This window comes from Glycomyces endophyticus (assembly GCF_039531525.1).
In the GTDB taxonomy this organism is placed as follows: domain Bacteria; phylum Actinomycetota; class Actinomycetes; order Mycobacteriales; family Micromonosporaceae; genus Glycomyces; species Glycomyces endophyticus.
This window is the reverse complement of the sequence record NZ_BAAAQF010000002.1, coordinates 139,022-157,872: the sequence shown is the minus strand read 5'-3', so window position 1 is coordinate 157,872 and position 18,851 is coordinate 139,022. Positions and strand designations below refer to the sequence as shown.

Genomic DNA, 18,851 nt, shown 5'->3' with positions numbered 1-18,851 from the left:
TCGCGGACGGCGCACCGTGATCGTGCCTTATGACCCCGACACCGCGGGACGGCGCCCGCAGGTCGCCGGGGGAGTCGCCGGAGATATCCCACCCCACCCGGTGGGGCGTGAGCTGGAACAATCAGCCATGCTGGATGACGTGACCGCATCGACCGAGACCAGCCAAAACACCGCCGACACCATACCTGGCGGCGGCCGCGGTCCCCGAAGCGGGCTGCGCGCCCCGGGGCACGGCCGGGGCCTGCGGGTCCTCGCCGTCGCCGCCGCGGCGACGGCCGGGCTCCTCGCCGCGGTCATCGCGCTCGACCTCGGCGGCGCCGTCGACGTCGCGGCCCTCCCCGGGCTCGCCGCCGCCGACCCCGCCGTCACCTGGGCCGCCGGTCTCCTCAAGTACGCGTACGACCTCGCGATGCTCGCCGCGGTCGGCTGCGCGACCGCCGCCGCGTGCTTCCTCCCCGGCCGCGACGGGGACCGCGCGCGACTGTCGGCCCAGTCGTGGCGGTGGCTGCGCGTCGGCGCCGCCGCCTCCGGCCTGTGGGCGCTCACCGCCGCGGTCAGCCTCCCGGTGGACTTCGCGAACACGTTCGCGCGACCCCTCGCCGACGTCACCCTCCCGGGCGTGTGGTCCTACATCGCCCAGTACGAGCAGGGCCGGGCCCTCGGCCTCACCGTGCTCCTCGCGGGCGCGGCCGCGGTCGTCGCCGCCCGCGCGTTCACGATCCCCGGCGCGGCCCTCGCCGCCGCCCTCGCGCTCGCCGCCGCCGTCCCGCCCGTGTTCACCGGGCACTCCGCGTCCAACGGCAACCACCAGATCGCCGTCGACGGGCTCCTCATCCACATCGTCGCCGCCGCGTTCTGGGCCGGCGGGCTCTTCGCCCTGTTCATCGCCCGCAAGGACCCCGCTGTGGCGGCCCGCCGGTACTCCCGCGCCGCCGCGTTCGCCTACCCCGCGGTCGCCGCCTCCGGGCTCATCGTGTTCGTCGCCAACGTCGCCTTCACCGACCTGTGGGAGTCCGCGTACGGGCGCATCGCCCTCGCGAAGCTCGCCGTCCTCGCCGTCGGCGGCGTCTTCGGCTGGGCGCACCGCCGCCGCACCCTCCCCGCCGTCGAGCGCGGCGACCGCCGCGCATTCACTCGGCTCGCCGCCGTCGAACTCGGCCTCATGGCGATCGCGTTCGGCCTCGCCTCCTCCCTCTCGGTCACCCCGCCCCCGGCCGAGGAGCTCCCCGACCCGAACACGGCCCTCCTCGGGTTCACCACCCCCGAGCCGCTCACCCTGGCCCGCATCCTCACCGACTGGTACCCGTCGGTCCTGTTCTGCACCGCCGCCCTCGCGATGACCGGGTTCTACCTCGCCGGCGTGGTGCGCCTGCGCCGCCGCGGCGACGCCTGGCCCTGGTACCGCACCGCCCTGTGGTGCGCCGGATGGGGCGTCGTCGTCCTCACCACCTCCACCGGGCTCGGCAAGTACGGCATGGTCATGTTCAGCGCCCACATGGTGCAGCACATGGCGCTCAACATGCTCGCGCCGATCCTCCTGGTCCTCGCCGCGCCCGTCACGCTCGCGCTCCGCGCCCTCAAACCCGACCGCGCCGGCGGCCCCCGCGAATGGCTCCTCGCCGCCCTCCACAGCCGCTGGTCGAGCTTCGTCTCACGGCCGCTCGTCGCCCTCTTCATCTACCTCACCAGTCTTTACGTCATGTACTTCACCGGGATGTTCGAGTGGGCCATGCGCTCCCACTTCGGGCACCTGTTCATGACCGCGCACTTCCTCGCCGCGGGCAGCCTCTTCTTCTGGGTCGTCATCGGCCCGGACCCGAAGCCCCGGCCCCTCACCTACCCCGCCAAGGTCCTCCTCTACTTCATCTCCATCGTCTTCCACGCGATCTTCGGCATCACCCTCATGATGGGGACCGGCCTCATCGCCGAGGGCTGGTACACCCAGATCGCGATCCCCTGGGTCGGCGACCTCCTCGCCGACCAGCGGGCCGGCGGCGGCATCGCCTGGGGCTTCGGCGAGATCCCCAGCCTCATCATCATCGTGGTCCTCATCGGACAGTGGGCCCGCTCCGAGGAGCGGGAAGGACGCCGGCTCGACCGGATCGCCGAGCGCGCCAGCGCCAGCGGCCGCCCCGAGGACGACCCCCACGAGGTGTACAACGCCTACCTTGCCAGCCTCGACCAGGAACGGCACCCGACGGAAGTCGGGAACCAGACCCCCCGAAAGTAAGGAGAATCCGGACCCCGTTTCCGGTCGAACGACAGATGCGCCTGCGCCACCGCGGACGTACCGTCAACCCATGAGCGAACCGATCCACGACATCGCGACCACCGCCATCGAGACCGTCGCCGTCCACGCCGCCGAACCCCGGCCCGCGCACGGCGGATCGATCGTCCACCCCCTCTACCAGGGCACCGTCTTCGAGAGCGTCCCCGGCGAGTCCTACGACGAACTCCAGTACATCCGCCTGAACACCAACCCGTCCCAGGCCCACCTCCACCGCAAGCTCGCCGCCCTCGAAGGCGCCGAGGCCGGGCTCGCCACCGCCTCCGGCATGGCCGCCATCACCACGACCCTCCTCGCCACCCTCGCCGCCGGCGACCACGTCATCGCCGCCGGCGCGTTCTACGGCGGCACCCACCACTTCCTCACCGAGCAGGCCCCGCGCCTCGGCTGGAACGTCGACTTCGTCGCACCCGACGACCGCGACGCCTGGACCGAAGCCCTGCGCCCCGGCACCAAGGCGTTCATCGTCGAGACCATCAGCAACCCGCTCGTGCGCGTCGCCGACCTCGCCGGCATCGCCGCCTTCAGCCGCGAGCACGGCCTCACCAGCATCATCGACAACACCTTCGCCACGCCCGTCGTCTTCCGGCCCCACACCCTCGGGTTCGACCTCGTCTGCCACTCGGCGACGAAGGCCCTCAACGGCCACTCCGACCTCGTCGCGGGCGTCGTCACCGGCTCCGAGGAGCGCATCGCGGCCATCCGCCACGTCCTCAACCTCTACGGCGCCAGCCTCGACCCCCACGCCGGGTTCCTCCTCGCCCGCGGTCTCAAGACCCTCGCCCTGCGGGTGCGGCAGCAGGGCGCAACCTCGCTCGCGCTGGCCCGGTTCCTTGAGGGGCACAGCGGCATCGCGCAGGTCAACCACCCGGGCCTGGAGTCGCACCCGGACCACGCGCGGGCGACGGACTTGTTCGACGGGTACGGCTCGGTGTTCTCGTTCCGCCCCGCGGGCGGCGTGGCGGCGGCCGAATCGCTGCTCAAGGGCCTGCACATCCCTTACGTCGCACCGAGTCTCGGCGGCGTCGAGTCGCTCGTGACGCGCCCGGCGGTCACCAGCCACGCGGGGATGAGCCCCGAGGAGCGCGCCGCCGAGGGCATCCACGACGACCTCATCCGCTTCTCCACCGGCATCGAGGCGGCCGAGGACCTCATCGCCGACTTCGCACGGGCGCTGGGGGACTGACAGCAGGAGCACGGCGCGCGGGCCGAGAATCGGCCGGGAGGCCGGGAGGCCGGGAGGCCGGGAGGCCGGGAGGCCGGGAGGCCGGGAGGCCGGGAGGCCGGGAGGCCGGGAGGCCGGGGCAGCGGGCAGCGCGTCGCGGCGCGGCGCGCGCGACGCATCTGCGCAGGATCCGCTGACCGAGCGGAAGGGGGGAACGCGAGCGCGGCACCCCGACTGCGCCGCACCGCCGACGACCGGCCCAGAGTGCGGGCCGGGCGCCGCGCCGAGATGCGGCCCGGTCCGCGCAGGCCGGGCCGCCCCGTCTGCTCCAGTGCGGCATGGGGATCGGGAGGCGAGCCTGGTGCGCGAGCCGGGCCGACCCGGCCGCGACCTGCACCGCCTCGCCGACGACCGGCCCTGAGCGCGGGCCGACCGCCCCCACGAGCGCGCCCTCGCGGTGCCGCGCGACCCGCGCCGTCTGGTCGGTCAGCCTCGTCTGCTCCAGTGCGGCATGGGAATCGGGGGACGAGCTTGATGCGCGAGCCCGACCGGGCCCACACGGCCGTGCCCTGTGCCGCCTCAGGGTGCCGCACGGGCCGCGCTCAGGACCGGTCGGTCAGCTCTGTCTGCTCCAGTGCGGCATGGGGATCGGGACGAACCTGATGCGCGAGCCCGGCCGGGCCTGTGCGGCCGCGGCCTGTGCTTCGGGGCCGACGACGCCGACGACCGGGTAGCCGCCGGTCGTGGGGTGGTCGGCGCCGAAGAGGATCGGCTGGCCGTTCGGCGGCACCTGGAGCGCGCCGGCCGCGATGCCCTCGCTCGGGAGCTCCGCCCCCGGGTCCGAGCGCGTGAGCGCCGGGCCCTCGAGCCGCAGCCCGATCCGGTTGGAGTGCTCGGAGACCGTCCACTCGCTGCGCGTCAGCGCCGCGACCGCCTCGGGCCGGAACCACTCCAGGCGCGGCCCCAGGTGGAGCTTCATGACGATCTCGTCGCCGATGCCCGCCCACGGCGCCGGCCACTGCGTCGGCAGCGGCGGGTGCGCGGGGCTCGGGCCCAGCGGGATGGTGTCGCCGTCCTGGAGCGGTGCCGGGCCCAGGCCCGACAGCAGGCACGTCGAGTGCGAGCCCAGGCTCGACTTCGGATGCAGCCCACCGGAGAACGCCAGGTAGGACCGGACGCCGACCTCGGCGGGCCCGGCGTCGAGGACCGACCCGGCCTGGAGCTTCACCGGCTGCCCCCACGACTCCGGCCGCCCGTCGACCGTGACGGCGCAGGGCGCGCCGCCGACCACGACGGTGACGTTCCGGTGCGCCTTCACGGTGGCGCCGTTCAACGTCGTCTCCAGGGCGCAGGCCCCGGTCGGGTTGCCCGCCAGCTGGTTCGCGAGCCGCCACGAAGGATGGTCCGCCGCGCCCGACGGCGGCACCGCGAGGTGCCCCCAGCCGGGCCTGCCCGCGTCCTGGCAGGTCGTGAGCACGCCCGCCCGCAGGATCTCGATGTGGCTCATACGCGCACCGCCGCGAACCGCACCCGCGTGCCGGGGACCAGGAGCGCCGCCGGTTCGCGGTGCTCGTTCCACAGCCGCCCCGGGTTCGTCATGGTCGCGATGAGCTGCCAGCCGCCGGGGCTCGTGCGCGGGTACACCCCCGTGTACGGCCCGGCGATCGCGACGGACCCGGCCGGGACCTTCGTGCGCGGGCTCTCCCGGCGCGGGACCTGGTACCGCTCGGGCAGGCCCTCCAGGTACGCGAACCCGGGGGAGAACCCGCAGAACGCCGACTCGTACTCGATGCCCGAGTGGATGTCGGCGACGTCGTCGGGGCGCACCCCCCACAGGGCCGCGACGGCCTCGAGGTCCGGGCCGTCGTAGCAGACCGGGATCTCGACGGCCTCCCCCGCGGCCTCGGGCTCCTCGGTCAGCGGCCAGCCCGGCAGCTCGGCGGCGAGGAGCTCGGGCTCGTCGATCCCGTCGACGAGGACGGTGGTCGCCCCCGGGACGAGGTCCTCGGCCTCCAGCAGGCCCGACATGCGCCGGTTCTGGAGGGACCGGTAGCAGGCGCGGGCCGCGGCCGTCGTGCCGCAGTCGATCAGGATGCCTCTCGGCCCGGCCGGGAGGGGCCTGAGCCGAGGGGCGGCGGTCGTTCTTCCGGTGCTCACGAGAAAGCCTCCACGTCGATGCCTCGTTCGTCCAATGCGGCCCGGATGGACGCGGCGACCGCGACCGCGTCGGGACCGTCGCCGTGCACGCAGATCGACTCCGCCGCAACGCCGGTGCGGCTCCCGTCGACCGCGGTGACCGCACCGTCGGCGGCCAGGCCGACCGCCTGCGCGACCGCGTCGGCCGGGGCCAGGAGCGCCCCCGGCGCGCCGCGAGGCACCAGCCGGCCGTCCCCCAGGTAGCCCCGGTCCGCGAACGCCTCGCCCGCGACCCGCAGCCCGGCCCCCGCCGCGGCGCGGTCGAGCTCGCTCCCCCGCTGCGTCAGCACGACCCCCACCCCCGCGAGGCGCGCGCCCTCCACGACGGCACCGGCCTGGACCGGGTCCCGTCCGGCCCGATGATAAAGGGCGCCATGTGGTTTCACATAGGCGACGTGCGATCCCGCAGCCTCGGCGAAGACCCGCAGCGCCCCGATCTGGTACGCGACCTCCGCGGCGAGCTCGTCCGGGGGGACGTCCATCTCGCGCCGCCCGAAGCCGGCCAGGTCGCGGTAGGACACCTGCGCGCCGATCCGCACCCCCGCGGCGGCGGCCAGCTCGCATACGCGCCGGAGGGTGGCCGGGTCGCCGGCGTGGAAGCCGCACGCGATATTCGCGCTCGTGACGATCCGAAGCAGCGCGGCGTCGTCGGTGAGCTCCCAGCGGCCGAAACCTTCCCCCAGGTCCGCGTTGAGGTCCATGCCTGCAACGGTACCGGATCACTCGTTCAGGCGCATTTTGCGCACTCGGGTGCTCGCGGCGACGATTCCTCCGGAGGGCGGGCGCGCCGCGGTGCCGCGGCCGGGCCGGGAACCGGCTTGCGGCAAGCGCTTTCTTCCGCTACCTTTCAAGCACCCCACCGGGCCCGGCCACCCCGGCCGCCGACTCCACCTGGAGGAACCATGACGAGCGGTCCCGCCTCGAACCCCGACGACCTCCGCGCCCCCGCGCCCCTGTTCACCGACCCGGTCTTCGACGGGCCCACCGACCCCACCGTCGTCCACGACCCGGGCACCGGGCTGTGGCACCTCTTCTACACGCAGCGCCGCGCCACCGCCCCCGACGCCGGGGTCGCCTGGGTCCACGGCACCGACATCGGCCACGCCACCAGCCCCGACGGCCGCACCTGGACCTACGCCGGCACCGCCGCGGGCCCCGACTGCGACGACCGCGACACCTGGTGGGCCCCGGAGGTCCTGCGCCACGACGGCCTCTGGCACATGTACGTCACCTACCTCGAGGGCATCCGCGAGGACTGGACCGGCCCCGCCGAGATCCGCCACTACACCTCCGAGGACCTGGAGGCCTGGACGTACCGGTCGACCGTCGACACCGACTCCGAGCGCGCCATCGACGCCACCGTCCACCGCCTCCCGAACGGCAAGTGGCGCATGTGGTTCAAGGACGAGCGCCGCGGCAGCCACATCCACACCGCCGACTCCGACGACCTCTTCGCCTGGGCCCCCGCCGGTCCCGCCGTCACCGGCCAGGCCCAGGAGGGGCCCACGGTGTTCGCGCTCGGCGGCGTCTACTGGATGGTCACCGACGGCTGGTCCGGGCTGCTCGTCCACCGCTCCACCGATCTCGAGCACTGGCACCGCCAGCCGGTGCCGCTCCTCGCCGGACCCGGCCGCCGCGCCTTCGACGAGGCCCTCGGCCACCACGCCATGGCGCTCACGCAGGGACCCGACGAGGCGTTCCTGTACTACTTCACGCACCCCGGCGGCGGCCGCCGCTCCACCGTCCAGGTCGCCCGCCTCCACGTGCGCGAGGGGTGGCTCCGCTGCGACCGGGACGAGCACTTCGACTACCTCCCCGACCCCGCCAAGGCCGAACCCCAGCGGGGCGGAACGGCCTGAACCGGGCCCGAACCGCCGCGAAAGCGGACGACACGAACTCCTGACACTCTGTGAACAACACTGTCGAATCCCCAGGTGGGACGGCACTTTCAGGGGACCCTAAAGTGGCGGCCCCGGTCTATGCTGGAGTCCACACCGAGTCCACTGAGACCCCCGGAGGCGGCATGTTCGGTGAGGAAGCCATCGCCCAGCAGCTGGCGGAAGCCCGCACGGCGCTCGACGAAGTACGACAGACGCAGCGCGACCAGCTGGTGCAGCCCGTCACCGCCGAGGAGGCGGACGGGCGCATCCAGGTCACGCTGGGCCCCAACGGCCGCGTAGAGAAGTTCCGCTTCACCGAGGAGCGGGTCCTCAAGGAGGGCACCGAGTTCCTCGAAGCGGCGATCGCGAAGGTCGTCAACGCCGCGCTCGACGCCCGCGCCGAGGCGCTCTCGGCCGACGTCCCCACCCCCGACCTGGAGGCGATCGGCGCGGCCGTCGCCCAGATCCAGGAGCAGGGCGTGCGCCAGATGCGCGACATGACCGCGCACATCAGCCAGGTCATGGCGAAGCTCCAGGGAGGCAGCTGACATGGTCGTCAAGATCAACGTCGATTCCATGCGCGAAGGCGCGCAACAGCTCGACTCGGCCACCGAGGCCGTCCAGGGCCTGTTCGACCAGTTCAAGTCCTCAGTGGAGGGACTTTCGGACTCGTTCGGCGGCGACATGATCGGGAGCCTCCTCGACCTGGCGCACCAGTGCTGCATGGAGGCCATCATCGAGTGCATCTCCACCAACGTGGAGGACCTCGGCGACTACGCGAACACGCTGCGCCAGATGGCCGACGACCACGAGAACAACGACGCCGAGGTCGAACGCCTCTTCCGCGAACTCCTCGACGCGCTCGGCCGCTAGGCCGCCCGACCCCCCTTCCGCTCCCCGCACGCCAACGGCCGCCGGCACCGGCCCGCATCAACTCCTTCATAACGCTCCGTACCCCGGGCACTCCGCAGTGTCCCCTCCCTTCGAAGGAGACCCCAGTGGGTTTGCAACTGCCCTCAGAGCTGAGAAGCCTTCTCAGCATGCTCGGCTACGACTGGCCAGAGTCCGACGAGGAGAAGCTCTACAACCTCGGTGACACCTGGACCAACCTCGCCGACCAGATCACCGGCTCGATCGACAAGCTCGAGGCGGCCGCCAAGACTGTCATCGACAACAACATCGGCGAGGACATCGCCGCGTTCAAGTCCGAGTGGGAGGACGGCGAGTCCGCCGTCCGCAACATCGCGGACATCGGCGAGCCGTCCAACATCATCAGCATCGGCCTCATGATCGCCGCCGGCGTCGTCCTCGCCCTCAAGATGCAGATGATCGTGCAGCTCGTGACCCTCGCCATCCAGATCGCCCAGGCGATCGCGACCGCGGTGGTCACGTTCGGCGCCTCCCTCCTGGAGATCCCGATCTTCAAGATGATCACCTCCAAGCTCATCGACATGCTGCTCGACATGGCAATTGAGTCGGTGCTCAATGGTTAGGATGCGCACCCGCGCCGCGCGGAAGACCACCGCCAAGGGCGCCAAGATCATCTCCGGGCTCATCAACAACACCAAGTTCTTCCGCACCGGCAAGGGCGGCGGCAGCTGGGTCAACAAGACCGTCAAGAGCACCGCGCAGAAGGCCACCCGGACCCGCTGGCGCGCACGGGTCGGCAACGCCCTCAACAACGACTACAAGGGCACGTTCTTCAAGCAGCACCCGAAGCTCAAGGGCAAGGTGGTCGTCCACCACGCCGTCGAGCAGCAGGTCATGCGCCGCTACCCCGGCCGGTTCAGCGCCGCCGAGATGCACTCGCTGCAGAACCTCCGCGGCATCCCCAAGGGGCAGGTGAACAGCCGCGTCCACCTGAGCGAGATCCGCAAGGAGTGGAACCAGTTCTACAAGAGCCACCCGAACGCCACCCGGCAGCAGATCCTCGACCAGGCCACGAAGATCGACCTCAAGCTGGGCACGAACTTCAATCCGTCCGTCCCTTAAGTTAGGATTCGCCAATGAGCTACTACCTTCTGGAGCCCGAAGTCGCCGGCGAGCTCGGCGAGGACACGGTCATGGACACGTCGGTGCACCCGCCCGTCGTGACCAGGCTCCAGTACGTGATCCAGGACTGGCTCGGCGACGAGATCCTGGAGTCGACCCCCTGCTTCGTCGTCACGGAGCACCTGGCCGGCCTCATCGGCGCGGCGGGACTCACCGGCTACCGCTTCGCGGACGCCGAGGTCGTCCTCGGCGAGGACGCCGAAGAGCTCGCCGACGGGCCCGTCGACCTGCCCAAGTGGCAGTGGCTCCAGCTCACCGGCACCGCCGGGACCACCGACTTCGGCGCCGCCTCCGACGGCAGCCTCGTCGTCTCCGAGCGCGCCCTCGAGGTCCTGCGCCAAGGGGCCCTCAACAACTGCGACATCGAACCGCGCTGACCGGACACGGGAAGGGGCGGCCGGGATCTCCCGGCCGCCCCTTCCGCTGCACCGATGAATCCCGGGCCCGCGCCTCGTCTGCACTCCTGACACACTCGCCGCACCCGACGCACGAAGGAGCGCCATGACCGCCGAACCCAAGGGCCCCGTCTCGTACTTCCCCTCCATCGAGCAGAAGTACGGCCGCCCCGTCGCCGACTGGCTCGCCGACCTCGAGTCCAGCGGCCGCACCGGCCACAAGGACCTCGTCGACTGGCTCAAGACCGAGCACGGCCTCGGCCACGGCCACGCGAACGCGCTCGTCGCCTACCACCTCAACCCCGGCAAGTGGCCCGCCTACCCGCCGGCCTAGGTCAGAACAGGCCCGAGAACGCCGCCACCACGAACAGCACCAGTACGACCAGCACCCCGATCGCGATGTAGAGGAACAGCTCCGGGGAGAGCAGGAAGATCACCAGGCAGGCCGCGGCGGCGATCGCGACGGCCACGCCGGCGATCTTCCACTTCCCCGACCGCGCCTCGGCGCCGTCCCGCAGCTGCTGGTTCGCCTTGGAGAGCGACTGCGGCCGCATCACCTGCGTCGGCTCCATCGACGCCTCCGCGAACCCCGGCGGCGGCAGCTGCTGGAGATCGGAGATGAGCACGTCGAGCTCGGAGTACACGCGGGCGCGCATGGCGGCGTCGACCCGGTCCTGGTACTCGCCGACGTCCAGGCGGCCCTCTTCCACCGCCTGACGCAGGCGCTCCATGACGACCTGCCGGTCGCTCTCCGAGGCGCGCATCTGATCGCGGTCCATTCGGCCACACCTCCAATGTCGGATGCTCCGTCTAGGATGCCAGGGCCCGGCAACACGCGGCCAGGCTCTTTCGCAACCGGTGCGAAACTGGGACGATGAGGAGGTGAGCGAACAGCTGACCGTCGGCGTGGGCGCCGGCACCGAGACGGCCGACATGGTGCTCAACATCGGCCCGCAGCACCCGTCGACCCACGGGGTCCTCCGCCTCCTCCTGCGCGTCGACGGCGAGCGCGTCACCGAATGCGAGCCGATCGTCGGCTACATGCACCGCGGCGCCGAGAAGCTCTACGAGGTCCGCGACTTCCGCCAGATCATGCTGCTCGCCAACCGCCACGACTGGCTCTCGGCGTTCTCCTCCGAACTCGGGGTCGCCCTCGCGGCCGAGCGCCTCGCCGGGATCGAGGTCCCCGACCGGGCCGTGTGGCTGCGCATGGCCCTCGCCGAGATGAACCGCATCCTCAACCACCTCATGTTCCTCGGCTCGTACCCGCTCGAGATCGGCGCGATCACCCCGATGTTCTACGCGTTCACCGAACGCGAGCGCCTCCAGGCCGTCATGGAGGAGGCCAGCGGCGGCCGCATCCACTACATGTACAACTGCGTGGGCGGCCTGAAGCAGGACGTGCCCGACGGCTGGGAGGACCGCGCCCGCCGCGCCGTCGACGAGGTCGAGACCGGCATGGTCCGCCTCGACAAGCTCCTGCGGCACAACGAGATCTTCGCCGCCCGCACCAAAGGCATCGGCGTCCTCGACGCCGCCACCGCTGCCGCCTTCGGCGTCACCGGCCCCGTCGCACGCGCCTCCGGCCTCGACTTCGACCTCCGCCGCGACGAGCCCTACCTCGCGTACGGCGAACTCCGCGTGCCCGTGGTGACCCGCACCGAAGGCGACTGCCACGCCCGCTTCCTCTGCCTCCTCGACCAGGTCGCCGCCTCCATCGAACTCACCCGCTTCTGCCTCGGCCGCGCCGTCGTCACCCCCGGCCCGGTCAACACGAAGCTCCCGAAGATCTTCAAGCCCCCGGCCGGCGAGACCTACGTCTGGACCGAGAACCCCTTGGGCGCCAACGGCTACTACCTCGTCAGCCGGGGCGAGAAGACCCCCTACCGCCTCAAGCTCCGCACCGCGTCCTACGCGAACGTGCAGGCCCTCGCCACCCTCATGACCGGCTGCCTCATCCCCGACATGATCGCCATCCTCGGCTCGATGTTCTTCGTCGTCGGCGACATCGACAAGTAAGCCGCTCAGGCGCAGCCGCCCGTGGTCTCGTGGACCAGGAACGGCTCGGCCTCGACCGGTTCGGTCCAGCTCGACAGGACCTCGCCGCCGGGGCAGGGCACCGCTCCGTAGCGCCAGGCGCCGGTCGCCTCCGCGGGCGGGTCGGGGGCGAAGGACGCGGCGCCGCCGTCCGCGGGGCGGCAGCCCGTCACCGCGTGCACCAGGACCGGCTCGGACCAGCGGCCGCCCGGCGGGTCGGTGTCCTCGGCGGTGATCCGGACGCTGATGTAGCCGCTCGCGTCGCCCGACCAGACCGCCGCCGCCGCATCCGGCGACGACTCCAGCGAGAACCGGTCGGCGAGGGACTCGACCTGCGCGGTCGTCGCCCCCGAGACCTGGAGCGTGCGCGACAGGGACACGCCCGGGCGGACCGGGGTGACCTCGCACGGCTCGGACTCCAACGGACCGGCCGCGAGGACCGCCGCGCCCGTCACCGCGGCCGCGGCCTCGCCGAGGACCGCGTCCATCGCCGCGCGGGCGTCGGCCGCGGCGACCTGCTCGCGCACCGTCGCGCGCGAACCCGCGAACGCGGCGGCCAGGAGCAGCACCGCCCACACCGCGACCGCGATCCGCAGGCGGCGGCGCCAGCGCGCCGAGACGTTCGAGAACACGGGACCCAGTCTGCCCTACCCGATCTGCGAGACACCCGTCACAATCAGCGATCGGGTGTCACACTCGGGAACCATGCCCCGTCCTCCCGACATGAACGGACCGGAAGCGCACGCCGACACCGCCGCGGACCGCGCCCTCGCGCACTTCGCCCGGCTGCGCCCGCGCCTCGTCGGCGTCGCCTACGGCCTCCTCGGCTCCGTCGCCGAAGCCGAGGACGTCGTCCAGGACACCTGGCTCCGCCTCCAGCGCAGCGACGCCGACGCCATCGACGACCTCACCGGCTGGCTCGTCACCACCACCTCCCGGCTCGCCCTCGACGTGCTCCGCTCCGCCCGCGTCCGCCGCGAGGCCTACGTCGGCCCGTGGCTGCCCGAACCCCTCGCGACCGCCCCCGACCCGGCCGACGCCGCCGGCCTCGCCGACTCCCTCTCCTGGGCGATGCTCGTCGTCCTGGAGACCCTCAGCCCCGCCGAACGCGCCGCGTTCGTCCTCCACGACGTCTTCGGCCTCACCTTCGAGGAGGTCGCCGCCGCCCTCGGCCGCACCCCCGCCGGCTGCCGCAAACTCGCCAGCCGCGCCCGCGAGCACGTCGAGGCCCGCAAGCCCCGCTTCGACGTCGACCCCGAGGAGCACCGCCACGTCGTGCAGGCCTTCTCACGCGCCGTCGTCTCCGGCGACATCGACGGCCTCACCGCGCTCCTCGACCCCGAGGCCGTCCTCACCTCCGACGGCGGCGGCGTCGTCCGCGCCGCCCGCAACCCCGTCCGCGGCGCCGGCAAGGTCGCCCGCTTCCTCACCGGCGTCACCGCCAAGTACGTCGACTTCGAGCACCGCCTCACCTCCGTCAACGGCGGCCCCGCGCTCCTCACCGTCGTCGGCGGCGAGGTCGGCGGCATCACCCTCCTCGGCATCGTCGACGGCCGCATCGTCGCCGTCGACATGGTCCGCAACCCCGACAAGCTCAACGGTGTGCACGAGGTGCACCGGCCCCGATAGGAAGGAACCGCGATGGAAGCCCGACTCGACTTCACCGCCACGGCGTTCGCCAAGGCCTACTACAAGAACATGCTCGCCAACGAGAAGCTGTTCCACACCGCGTCCACCGTCCCGCACCTGACGATGGAGCTCGTGAAGCTGCGCGCCAGCCAGATCAACGGCTGCGGCTACTGCACCGACATGCACTACAAGGACGCCGTGCACGCCGGCGAGGACCCCGAGCGCCTCAACCTGGTCACGGTGTGGCGCGAGGCGCCCGCGTTCGACGACGCCGAGCGGGCCGCGCTGGCGCTGGCGGAGGAGTCGGCGCGGATCGCCGACAACCCGCACGGCGTGAGCGACGAGACGTGGGCGGCGGTGCGCAAGCACTACGACGACGAGCAGATCGCCGCCCTGGTCGCCATGTGCGCGCAGATCAACGCGTGGAACCGCGTCAACGTCATCCTGCGGACCCCGGCCGGGTTCTACGACCCGGTGACGAAGACGGCCCGCTACCAGGACGAGCACCGGCACTGACGGACGCCCGAGGCGGACACCCAAGGGCCCGAAGCGGAAGCGGCGAAGCCGGACGCAGGTCGCAGCCGGCCCCCGCGGCTCCGACCGGCGGCCCGGGGCGCGGATCGCGGCCGCCACCGCGCCGCGGACCTCCGCCCGCATCTCCGCCGTCCGCCCGGCATGGAAAAGGGCCCGAACACGAACGTGTTCGGGCCCTTCCGGACTGGGTTACGAGCTGAATCGCCCCGGTCGGTCTAGCGGCTGACGGCGAGCTTGGTCTCGTTGAGGCCGCGGGCGGCCTCGATCTCGCCGGTGGCGTCGCCGTAGCGCGAGAGCGCCCGGAGGGTCCACTTGCCGGGGGCGGCGAAGAAGCGGAACTGGCCGCCCTCGCCGGTGACGACCTCGGCGGTGAACTCGCCGGTGCCGTCGAGGAGACGCACGTAGGCGCCCTGGACCAGTTCGCCCTCGTCGTTGACGACCGTGCCGCTGAGCACGGTCTCCTTCTCGAGGTCGACCGACGCCGGGAGGGCCAGGTCCTGGTCGGGTGCTGCGCAGCTGTCAGACATGGTGGTTCCTTTCCGTACCGTCGCCGGTGCTACTTGGTGCCGGGCTCGTCGCCGAGCGCGATCGGGACGCCGACGAGCGAGCCGTACTCGGTCCAGGAGCCGTCGTAGTTCTTGACGTCCGTGTAGCCGAGGAGCTCGCGGAGCGCGAACCAGGTGTGGCTGGAGCGCTCGCCGATGCGGCAGTACGCGATGGTCGCCTTGCCCTCGTCGAGGCCGGCCTCGTCCACGTAGAGCTCGCGGAGCTCGGCCTCGGACTTGAAGGTGCCGTCCTCGTTCGCGGCCTTGGACCACGGGACGCTGAGCGCGGTCGGGATGTGGCCGGCGCGCTGGGACTGCTCCTGCGGGAGGTGGGCCGGGGCCAGGAGGCGGCCGGCGTACTCGTCGGGGGAGCGGACGTCGATGAGGTTCTTGGCGCCGATGGCGGCCTCGACCTCGTCGCGCTTGGCGCGCAGGTCCCAGTTCAGGGGCTTGGCCTCGTAGGAGGTGGCCTCGCGCTTGACGGTGTCGGTGGTGACGTCGCGGGCGTCGAGCTCCCACTTCTTGCGGCCGCCGTCGAGGAGCTTGACGCTCTCGTGGCCGTACAGCTTGAAGTACCAGTACGCGTAGGCCGCGAACCAGTTGTTGTTGCCGCCGTAGAGGACGACGGTGTCGTCGTTGGCGATCCCGCGCTCCGAGAGGAGCTGCGCGAACTGCTCCTGGTTCACGAAGTCGCGGCGGACCGGGTCCTGGAGGTCGTCCTTCCAGTCGATCTTGACGGCGCCCTTGATGTGGCCGCTGTCGTAGGCCGAGGTGTCCTCGTCGACTTCGACGAACACGACTCCGGGGGTGTCGAGGTTCTCTTCCGCCCAATCGGCGGTGACCAGCACGTCTTCACGGGCCATGGCTGTTCTCTCCTGAACGCTGAAATGGAATGGCTTGGTATCGACTGTTCCGAGTTCGAGAGGGCCCGGCGGGCGGTGGCGCTTGCCGTTCTGCACGGCTGAGCAAGCAGAGGGATCCGGGGGATCGTCGTTCCCGGAGTCCGGACGGTTCCGGCCGCGCCGATGGGCGGACTGTGGAACCGGGGGATGCAAGCCTTGCTCTTGATGTTCACGCACGCTGGGCCGCAATGCGGCGACTGCCTCGGCCTCCCGGGCCGGGTGAGTCGCCTAAGGCATTCGACAGAGCGTGGCCGCGATCGTGCAGTAGTCGATCGCGCGCCGCTTCGTGAGCATCGGCTTGCGCATGGGCAGAACGCTAGCAGACTTCCGGGGTCGAATCCACTCCCGTTCTCGCCATGCGGACCCCGGATCGCACCGAACGCGAGCGGGCGGTCACCGGTCAGGTGAGGACGACGTCCTCGGCGGTGCCCGAGATCGCGACCACGTCGCCCTCGAACGCGATCTCCGCGAGCGTGATCCCGTACGGCAGCTCGGGGATGTCGACGGTGGAGGTCAGCTGGGACGCGAACTCGTCGATGAGCGGCTGGACCGCCGCGGGCAGGCCCTCGGTGACGGACTCCACGGCCTCGGGGGTGAAGCTGATCTGGCCGTCGCCGACGACGACCTGGCCGCTGGCCTGCAGGTCGACGGAGATCCCGCCGAGCTCCTCGGTCGCGGTGAGGGTCGCGTTGCCCTCCTCGTCGATCTCCAGGTCCCAGCCGGTCTGCTCGGCGATGAGGTCCTCGACGGAGTCGACGGAGATGGTGCCGGACACGTCGAGGGTGCGGGCGACCGCGTCGCCGCCGTCGCTGAGCTCGCGCCAGTCGGCGTCGACGTCGTACGCGGTCATGGCGAGCTCGGGGAAGACCAGGCCGTTCGCGCCGACGTCGGCGAGGGTGATGTCGATCTGCTCGAACTCGCCGGTCCACGCCTGGGTGACGAAGGGCCAGCCGTGGATCGTCACGTCGGGGCGCTGGTCGGAGTAGGCGCCGTGGTCGGCGGCGGTGGCCGCGACCTCGGTCGCGATGCGGCGCTCGGCGACCGCGTTCGCGACCCGGTCGCCGAGGGCGGCGACGGCGAGCACGATGACGAGGGCGATGAGGAGGCGGCGGAGGATCTTCACCAGGTGGCTCCAAGGAGTCTGGGGGTGCGTTCGGCGCGAGGGGTGTGCGTCAGTCGATCATGTAGTAGGCGCTGAGGAGGTACACGACGGGGCCCGTGACCGCGAACGCCAGGAGCGGCCCGGCGGCGTTGACCACGGGGTTCGGGGCGGTCCCGGCGCCGTCGATGCGGCGCGACGCCGACATGTACCCGCACGCGAGGTCCGAGAGGACGGCGATGAGCGCGATGAGGAGGCCGCCGATCGCGGCGTGCTCGGGGTCGGGGCCCTCGATGACGAGGCCGGCGTACGCGGCGGAGGCGGTGCCGCACATGGTGCCGATGACGATCCCGAACGCGCCGCGGGTGACCTGGCGGTTGATGCGCGGGTCGGGCATGACGAGGTCGACGGCGCGGGCGGCGAGGATCGCGGTGCCGGCGGCGACCACCGCGGAGTACATGGCGGGCGGCGCCGAGCCGAGGCGGGACAGGGCGATGTAGCAGGCGTATCCGCACACGGCGACGCACAGGACCATCGTGAACCCGAGGCTCTCGGTGACGTTCTCGTGGGTGCGGCGGGCGAGCTGCCCGGCGACCGCGGCGGCGAACGCGAGGGCGAGGAGGACGGTGACCGGCAGCAGCGACACCGGCTGCCAGGTGACGGCGACCCAGTCGGCGCCGACGGCGAGGGCCGAGGCGACGGCGACGGTGAGCCACGCGCCCTCGATCCGGCGGACCCACGTCACGAGGACGACCGCGGCGACCTGGAGGACGGCGATGCCGGCGGCGTAGACGGGCCGCTCCATCTGGGCGCCGAGGACGAGCCCGGCGGCGACGATGACGACGACGGCGAGCGCGGGGAGCCGGTGGATCAGGTGCGGGGTGGGGGGCGGGAGCGTGTGGTCCTCGCGGCCGTCGGCGCGCGCGCGGGGCCGGGGCCCGGCGGCCGCGTCGCGGCGGGGGCGGGCGGGGCGGCGCGGTCCGGTCGGCTCCTCGGGGTAGGTCTCGCCCCAGGCGGCGCCCTCGGCGGGAGGGGCCGCCTCGGGGGGCTCGTAGCCCCAGGTCTCGTCGGGTCGGCTGTACGACACCGTCACAGCCTACGGCAAGGCCCTTGTGCACCGTTCACCTTCGAAGGGCCGCAGCGCGGGTGTCGGCCGGACCACTCGCGGGGGTGACGGTCCGCGGCCGTCCGTGATCGGCGCGTGTCGGTCCGGTGAACGGCGGTTTGCGGCGGCCTTGCCGGGCGCCGTCCCGCATAGTGAGGTCACACCGTCGTGACGCTGGTCATTTGCCAGGTGACCGTTTACACTTTGACAGGACTCCACCTACCGCATGTAAGCCCGCCCGTCGCCGAAGCCGGGAAGAGCGATAGTCGCGTGTGCTCACCTACCAGCGGAGGACTGCCTTGGAAATCCTGATCCTCACTTCCAACCCCGTGCCGGAGTCCCCAGAATCCATCCTGCCGTCCCTGGAGCTGCTGCCGCACCGCGCGCGGTACGCGGGCCGGGACGTGCGGGCCCTGCTCAGCGGTCCGAGTCCGGACGCGGTGATGGTCGACGCCCGGTCCGACCTCGCCGACGCCCGCGCCACGTGCCGCGTCCTCCAGGCCACCGGCCTGACCGTCCCCCTCCTCGCGATCGTCACCGAGGCCGGCCTGGCCGCGCTCCAGGCCGACTGGGGCGTCGACGACTTCCTGCTCGCCTCGTCCGGCCCGGCGGAGGTCGAGGCGCGCCTGCGCCTGACCACCGGGAAGCCCAACGCGGCCACGGCCGCAGGGCCCGCGGTGATCCGCGCCGGCGACCTCACCGTCGACCCGGACACCTACGCCGCCAAGCTCAAGGGCGCGCCGCTCGACCTCACGTACAAGGAGTTCGAGCTGCTGCGGTTCCTCGCCCAGCACCCGGGCCGCGTGTTCACCCGCGAGCAGCTGCTGCGGGAGGTGTGGGGCTACGACTACTTCGGCGGCACCCGCACCGTCGACGTCCACGTGCGGCGCCTGCGCGCCAAGCTCGGCTCGGAGTACGAGTCGATGATCGGGACCGTCCGGCAGGTCGGCTACAAGTTCGTGGCGCCGCCGCCGGAGAACCTCCGCGAGTCCGAACCGGCCCCCGAGCGGGTGGACGCCTAAAGG

The 18,851-nt window shown here is 72.2% G+C and carries 22 protein-coding genes; 13 read left to right on the top strand and 9 right to left on the bottom strand.

What is annotated here, in order from left to right; all coding sequences use genetic code 11:
* The first annotated feature begins 139 nt into the window (after positions 1–139).
* On the top strand, positions 140–2,230 hold the full coding sequence (locus tag ABD419_RS01470; protein ID WP_344480879.1) for a bifunctional copper resistance protein CopD/cytochrome c oxidase assembly protein: 2,091 nt from the start codon (positions 140–142) through the stop codon (positions 2,228–2,230).
* A gap of 70 nt (positions 2,231–2,300) precedes the next feature.
* On the top strand, positions 2,301–3,473 hold the full coding sequence (locus tag ABD419_RS01465) for a trans-sulfuration enzyme family protein (RefSeq protein WP_344480877.1): 1,173 nt from the start codon (positions 2,301–2,303) through the stop codon (positions 3,471–3,473).
* A gap of 595 nt (positions 3,474–4,068) precedes the next feature.
* Here ABD419_RS01465 and ABD419_RS01460 read toward each other — a convergent pair.
* From ABD419_RS01460 to ABD419_RS01450, 3 genes are read right to left on the bottom strand one after another with little or no spacing between them, the layout of a single operon-like run.
* The gene (locus ABD419_RS01460; RefSeq protein WP_344480874.1) at positions 4,069–4,959 is read right to left on the bottom strand and encodes a 5-oxoprolinase subunit C family protein; all 891 of its coding nucleotides are present in this window, start codon (positions 4,957–4,959) and stop codon (positions 4,069–4,071) included.
* Entirely contained in the window at positions 4,956–5,609 is a 654-nt protein-coding gene (locus ABD419_RS01455; RefSeq protein ID WP_344480872.1) for a 5-oxoprolinase subunit B family protein, read from the bottom strand. Before ABD419_RS01455 ends, ABD419_RS01460 begins: the two co-directional genes overlap by 4 nt.
* Positions 5,606–6,349: a LamB/YcsF family protein gene (locus ABD419_RS01450; RefSeq protein WP_344480871.1), complete on the bottom strand. Its 744-nt coding sequence runs from the start codon at positions 6,347–6,349 to the stop codon at positions 5,606–5,608. Before ABD419_RS01450 ends, ABD419_RS01455 begins: the two co-directional genes overlap by 4 nt.
* 201 nt (positions 6,350–6,550) lie before the next feature.
* Between ABD419_RS01450 and ABD419_RS01445 the strand changes: the two genes are divergently transcribed.
* The 7 genes from ABD419_RS01445 to ABD419_RS01415 all read left to right on the top strand — a co-directional run bounded on the left by ABD419_RS01445 (position 6,551) and on the right by ABD419_RS01415 (position 10,309).
* Positions 6,551–7,507 carry a glycoside hydrolase family protein gene (locus tag ABD419_RS01445; protein WP_344480868.1) on the top strand — a complete coding sequence of 319 codons (957 nt, stop codon included), beginning with the start codon at positions 6,551–6,553 and terminating at the stop codon, positions 7,505–7,507.
* Positions 7,508–7,671: 164 nt separating this feature from the next.
* Complete coding sequence (locus ABD419_RS01440) at positions 7,672–8,076, top strand: YbaB/EbfC family nucleoid-associated protein (protein ID WP_344480866.1); 405 nt, start codon at positions 7,672–7,674, stop codon at positions 8,074–8,076.
* Position 8,077: 1 nt separating this feature from the next.
* Positions 8,078–8,401, top strand: a complete 324-nt coding sequence (locus tag ABD419_RS01435) for a WXG100 family type VII secretion target (protein ID WP_344480864.1) — start codon at positions 8,078–8,080, stop codon at positions 8,399–8,401.
* A 125-nt stretch (positions 8,402–8,526) separates the two neighbouring features.
* A complete protein-coding gene (locus tag ABD419_RS01430) occupies positions 8,527–9,021 on the top strand; it encodes a WXG100-like domain-containing protein (RefSeq protein WP_344480861.1) in 495 nt (164 codons plus the stop codon).
* A gap of 1 nt (position 9,022) precedes the next feature.
* Entirely contained in the window at positions 9,023–9,520 is a 498-nt protein-coding gene (locus ABD419_RS01425) for a hypothetical protein (protein ID WP_344480859.1), read from the top strand.
* 14 nt (positions 9,521–9,534) lie between these two features.
* On the top strand, positions 9,535–9,957 hold the full coding sequence (locus ABD419_RS01420) for a hypothetical protein (RefSeq protein ID WP_344480857.1): 423 nt from the start codon (positions 9,535–9,537) through the stop codon (positions 9,955–9,957).
* 124 nt (positions 9,958–10,081) lie between these two features.
* Complete coding sequence (locus ABD419_RS01415; protein WP_344480855.1) at positions 10,082–10,309, top strand: DUF4287 domain-containing protein; 228 nt, start codon at positions 10,082–10,084, stop codon at positions 10,307–10,309.
* Between the two features lies 1 nt (position 10,310).
* Here ABD419_RS01415 and ABD419_RS01410 read toward each other — a convergent pair whose 3' ends face one another.
* Positions 10,311–10,754: a DUF1707 SHOCT-like domain-containing protein gene (locus ABD419_RS01410; protein WP_344480852.1), complete on the bottom strand. Its 444-nt coding sequence runs from the start codon at positions 10,752–10,754 to the stop codon at positions 10,311–10,313.
* A gap of 154 nt (positions 10,755–10,908) precedes the next feature.
* Here ABD419_RS01410 and ABD419_RS01405 point away from each other — a divergent pair, with 154 nt between their 5' ends.
* The gene (locus ABD419_RS01405) at positions 10,909–11,994 is read left to right on the top strand and encodes an NADH-quinone oxidoreductase subunit D (RefSeq protein ID WP_344481453.1); all 1,086 of its coding nucleotides are present in this window, start codon (positions 10,909–10,911) and stop codon (positions 11,992–11,994) included.
* Between the two features lie 5 nt (positions 11,995–11,999).
* Here ABD419_RS01405 and ABD419_RS01400 read toward each other — a convergent pair whose 3' ends face one another.
* Positions 12,000–12,644, bottom strand: a complete 645-nt coding sequence (locus ABD419_RS01400) for a hypothetical protein (protein WP_344480850.1) — start codon at positions 12,642–12,644, stop codon at positions 12,000–12,002.
* 91 nt (positions 12,645–12,735) lie between these two features.
* Between ABD419_RS01400 and sigJ the strand changes: the two genes are divergently transcribed.
* Both sigJ and ABD419_RS01390 read left to right on the top strand, forming a co-directional pair.
* Positions 12,736–13,641 carry an RNA polymerase sigma factor SigJ gene (sigJ, locus tag ABD419_RS01395; RefSeq protein ID WP_344480848.1) on the top strand — a complete coding sequence of 302 codons (906 nt, stop codon included), beginning with the start codon at positions 12,736–12,738 and terminating at the stop codon, positions 13,639–13,641.
* Positions 13,642–13,710: 69 nt separating this feature from the next.
* Positions 13,711–14,157: a carboxymuconolactone decarboxylase family protein gene (locus tag ABD419_RS01390; protein WP_344481451.1), complete on the top strand. Its 447-nt coding sequence runs from the start codon at positions 13,711–13,713 to the stop codon at positions 14,155–14,157.
* Between the two features lie 233 nt (positions 14,158–14,390).
* Here the strand turns inward: ABD419_RS01390 and ABD419_RS01385 are convergent, their stop codons facing one another.
* The 4 genes from ABD419_RS01385 to ABD419_RS01370 form a co-directional block, all read right to left on the bottom strand.
* A complete protein-coding gene (locus ABD419_RS01385; protein ID WP_344480846.1) occupies positions 14,391–14,702 on the bottom strand; it encodes a DUF1416 domain-containing protein in 312 nt (103 codons plus the stop codon).
* A 29-nt stretch (positions 14,703–14,731) separates the two neighbouring features.
* Complete coding sequence (locus ABD419_RS01380) at positions 14,732–15,583, bottom strand: sulfurtransferase (protein WP_344480843.1); 852 nt, start codon at positions 15,581–15,583, stop codon at positions 14,732–14,734.
* A gap of 439 nt (positions 15,584–16,022) precedes the next feature.
* The gene (locus ABD419_RS01375) at positions 16,023–16,745 is read right to left on the bottom strand and encodes an LmeA family phospholipid-binding protein (protein ID WP_344480841.1); all 723 of its coding nucleotides are present in this window, start codon (positions 16,743–16,745) and stop codon (positions 16,023–16,025) included.
* Positions 16,746–16,794: 49 nt separating this feature from the next.
* Positions 16,795–17,808: a hypothetical protein gene (locus ABD419_RS01370; RefSeq protein WP_344480837.1), complete on the bottom strand. Its 1,014-nt coding sequence runs from the start codon at positions 17,806–17,808 to the stop codon at positions 16,795–16,797.
* Positions 17,809–18,125: 317 nt separating this feature from the next.
* Here ABD419_RS01370 and ABD419_RS01365 point away from each other — a divergent pair, with 317 nt between their 5' ends.
* Positions 18,126–18,848: a winged helix-turn-helix transcriptional regulator gene (locus tag ABD419_RS01365; protein WP_112137400.1), complete on the top strand. Its 723-nt coding sequence runs from the start codon at positions 18,126–18,128 to the stop codon at positions 18,846–18,848.
* Positions 18,849–18,851: the final 3 nt, after the last annotated feature.

Coding starts and splice junctions, on each gene's coding strand:
- ABD419_RS01465 (WP_344480877.1), top strand. CDS start 2,301: ATGAGCGAACCGATCCACGACATCGCGACCACCGCCATCGAGACCGTC.
- ABD419_RS01460 (WP_344480874.1), bottom strand. CDS start 4,959: ATGAGCCACATCGAGATCCTGCGGGCGGGCGTGCTCACGACCTGCCAG.
- ABD419_RS01450 (WP_344480871.1), bottom strand. CDS start 6,349: ATGGACCTCAACGCGGACCTGGGGGAAGGTTTCGGCCGCTGGGAGCTC.
- ABD419_RS01445 (WP_344480868.1), top strand. CDS start 6,551: ATGACGAGCGGTCCCGCCTCGAACCCCGACGACCTCCGCGCCCCCGCG.
- ABD419_RS01440 (WP_344480866.1), top strand. CDS start 7,672: ATGTTCGGTGAGGAAGCCATCGCCCAGCAGCTGGCGGAAGCCCGCACG.
- ABD419_RS01435 (WP_344480864.1), top strand. CDS start 8,078: ATGGTCGTCAAGATCAACGTCGATTCCATGCGCGAAGGCGCGCAACAG.
- ABD419_RS01425 (WP_344480859.1), top strand. CDS start 9,023: ATGCGCACCCGCGCCGCGCGGAAGACCACCGCCAAGGGCGCCAAGATC.
- ABD419_RS01420 (WP_344480857.1), top strand. CDS start 9,535: ATGAGCTACTACCTTCTGGAGCCCGAAGTCGCCGGCGAGCTCGGCGAG.
- ABD419_RS01415 (WP_344480855.1), top strand. CDS start 10,082: ATGACCGCCGAACCCAAGGGCCCCGTCTCGTACTTCCCCTCCATCGAG.
- ABD419_RS01410 (WP_344480852.1), bottom strand. CDS start 10,754: ATGGACCGCGATCAGATGCGCGCCTCGGAGAGCGACCGGCAGGTCGTC.
- ABD419_RS01405 (WP_344481453.1), top strand. CDS start 10,909: ATGGTGCTCAACATCGGCCCGCAGCACCCGTCGACCCACGGGGTCCTC.
- sigJ (WP_344480848.1), top strand. CDS start 12,736: ATGAACGGACCGGAAGCGCACGCCGACACCGCCGCGGACCGCGCCCTC.
- ABD419_RS01390 (WP_344481451.1), top strand. CDS start 13,711: ATGCTCGCCAACGAGAAGCTGTTCCACACCGCGTCCACCGTCCCGCAC.
- ABD419_RS01385 (WP_344480846.1), bottom strand. CDS start 14,702: ATGTCTGACAGCTGCGCAGCACCCGACCAGGACCTGGCCCTCCCGGCG.
- ABD419_RS01380 (WP_344480843.1), bottom strand. CDS start 15,583: ATGGCCCGTGAAGACGTGCTGGTCACCGCCGATTGGGCGGAAGAGAAC.